The sequence below is a fragment of the Variovorax soli NBRC 106424 genome (assembly GCF_001591385.1).
Classification (GTDB): Bacteria; Pseudomonadota; Gammaproteobacteria; order Burkholderiales; family Burkholderiaceae_C; genus Variovorax; species Variovorax soli.
The window spans coordinates 1-2,813 of the sequence record NZ_BCUU01000200.1; the positions used below are offsets into that span (position 1 = coordinate 1).

2 protein-coding genes are annotated in these 2,813 nt (G+C 70.0%); both read left to right on the top strand.

Going from position 1 to position 2,813, the window contains the following annotated elements; genetic code table 11:
- Positions 1 to 1,668, top strand: a 1,668-nt coding sequence (gene fliF, locus VSO01S_RS26225) for a flagellar basal-body MS-ring/collar protein FliF (RefSeq protein WP_068645684.1), incomplete at its 5' end; no start/stop codon positions are given.
- Complete coding sequence (fliG, locus tag VSO01S_RS26230) at positions 1,661 to 2,656, top strand: flagellar motor switch protein FliG (protein WP_068645685.1); 996 nt, start codon at positions 1,661 to 1,663, stop codon at positions 2,654 to 2,656. The genes fliF and fliG, both read left to right, overlap by 8 nt.
- Positions 2,657 to 2,813 lie beyond the last annotated feature (157 nt).

The window sequence follows — 2,813 nt, forward strand, 5'->3', positions numbered from 1 at the left end:
CAGCCCCGGCTGCCGCTCATCCTGGGCGGCGCCGCGCTGGTGGCCGCCGCGGCCGCCTTCGTGTTGTGGAGCCGCGCGCCCGACTACAAGGTGCTGTACGCCAACGTGACCGAGCGCGACGGCGGCGCCATCATCGCGTCGCTCTCGCAGATGAACGTGCCCTACAAGTTCGCCGAGGGCAGCGGCGCCATCCTGGTGCCCGGCGAGAAGGTGCCCGAGCTTCGGCTGAAGCTGGCACAGCAGGGCCTGCCCAAGGGCGGCGGCGTGGGCTTCGAGCTGATGGACAACCAGAAGTTCGGCACCAGCCAGTTCACCGAGCAGGTCAACTACCAGCGCGCGCTCGAGGGCGAGCTGGTGCGCTCCATCGAATCCATCGGCACGGTGGAAGCGGCGCGCGTGCACCTGGCGCTGCCCAAGCCGTCGCTGTTCGTGCGCGACCAGAAGAAGCCCTCGGCCTCGGTGGTGCTCACGCTGCAGCGCGGGCGCAGCATCGACGAAGGCCAGGTGAGCGCCATCGTCCACATGATCTCCAGCAGCGTGCCCGACCTGGACCCCAAGAGCGTGACGGTGGTGGACCAGCGCGGCAACCTGCTGTCGGCCGCGAACAGCGGCGCGCGCGGGCTGGACGTGAGCCAGCTGAAGTACACGCAGGAGATCGAGCAGACCTACGTGCGCCGCATCGAATCGATCCTGCAACCCATATTGGGCGCGGGCAACGTGCATGCGCAGGTGGCGGCCGACATCGACTTCGCGGTGGTGGAGCATACCGACGAGAAGTTCCGCCCCAACAGCGACCCCAACAACAAGGCCGTGCGCAGCCAGCAGTCCAGCGAGTCGGACCAGCAGGGCGGCACCCCGCCGGGCGGCGTGCCCGGCGCACTGTCGAACCAGCCACCGACGAATCCCGCGGCGCCCATCACCAACCCCGGCGCCGCCCCCAATGGCACGGCCAACACGGCTGCGGCGCGCCCCGGAACACCGGGCGCTGCCCCCGCTGCACCGGCGCAGACATCGTCGACCACGACGGCGAGCGGCCCGCGCAGTTCGCGCAAGGACGTCACCACCAACTACGAGCTGGACCGCAGCATCCGCCACGTGCAGCAGGGCGCGGGCGGCGTCAAGCGTCTGTCGGTCGCGGTGGTGGTGAACAACCGAATGGCAGACGCAGGCGGCAAGCCGGCCTCGCAGGCTCTGACCGCCGCCGAGCTCGACCAGATCCGCAACCTGGTGAAGGAAGCCATGGGCTTCAGCCAGGAGCGCGGCGACTCGCTCAACGTGGTCAACAGCCCCTTTGCGCAGGAGCGCGAGCCGGCCCCGGTGGAGCTGCCGCTGTGGAAAGACCCGCAGGCCATCGAGCTGGGCAAGAGCATCGGCCTGTATGCGGCCCTGGCCATCGCGGCCCTGTTGATCTGGCTCGCGGTGCTGCGGCCCCGCGCACGCCGCCAGCAGCAGCAGCAACTGGCGCTGGCACAGCAGGCGGCCTCCACGGCGCTGCCGCCGGCCGACCCGGACGCGCTGGCCATCGAGCAGGCGCAGGCCCGCGAACAGCTGCGCCTGCGCGAATCCGAGCGCCAGCGCGCCGACCTCGACTATGCCCAGCAACTGGCCAAGGACGACCCGCGCCTGGTGGCCGCCCTGGTCAAGCATTGGATGAACGCGAATGAATGATTCCGGAAACCGCAAGGCCGCCATCCTTTTGATGGCGCTGGGCGAAGACCTCGCCGCCGCCACGCTGTCGAAGATGTCGACGCAGCAGGTGCAGGCGGTGGGCGTGGCCATGTCCAGGCTCAACCACGTGTCCAACGACGAGCTGGCCGAGGTGCTGGCCGAGTTCCGCGCCGAGACCGAGCAGCTCTCTGCCCTGCACCTGGGCTCGGGCAACTACATCCGCGCGGTGCTGCAGAAGGCGCTGGGCGACGAGCGCGCCAGCAACCTGCTGGAAGACATCCTGCAGCCCGAGGCGCCGCGCGGCGGCATCGAGCGGCTCAACGAGCTGGAAGCCGGCGAAGTGGCCGAGCTGATCCGCGACGAGCATCCGCAGATCCTGGCCACGCTGCTGGTCCACCTGGACCGAACCAAGGCCTCCGAAGTGCTGGAGAAGCTGCCGGCGCGCCTGCGCCACGACGTGATCGTGCGCGTGGCCACCTTCGGCGGCGTGCAGCCGGCGGCGCTGGCCGAACTGACCGAGGTGCTCAGCGACATGCTGTCGGGCGAAGGCCTCAAGCGCAGCCGCCTGGGCGGCGTGCGCACTGCCGCCGAGATCGTCAACCTGATGAGCACCACGCAGGAGCAGGAAGCCATTGCCCATGTGCGTGCCCAGGACGAAGCCCTGGCGCAGCGCATCGTGGACGAGATGTTCGTCTTCGAGAACCTGCTGGGCCTGGACGACCGCGGCATCCAGCGCGTGCTCAAGGACATCGAGGCCGAGTCGCTCATCATCGCCCTCAAGGGTGCGCCGCAGGAGCTGCGCGACAAGTTCCTGAACAACATGTCGCAGCGCGCGGCCGAGACCCTGCGCGAAGACATGGAGCTGCGCGGCCCCGTGCGCGTGTCGCAGGTGGAGGCCGAGCAGAAGGCCATCCTGCAGGTGGTGCGCCGCCTGGCCGACACCGGCGAAGTCGTGATTGCCGCCCCGGGTACCGATGACTTCATCTAAGCGCTCCTTCGCCGCCTCCTATGCCCCGCTCGGGCAACGCGCCGCTGCTGCCGCTGCTGCCGCTGCTGCCGCTGCGGACGAGCGCACCGCGCCGGTGGAATCCGCCTGGCAGCGCTGGGAGATGCAGTCGCTGGGCACGCCCAGCCGCCGGCCGGGC

What these genes read in the sequence shown, in the direction of transcription:
- fliG (WP_068645685.1), top strand. Translation starts at nt 1,661, where the DNA reads ATGAATGATTCCGGAAACCGCAAGGCCGCCATCCTTTTGATGGCGCTG.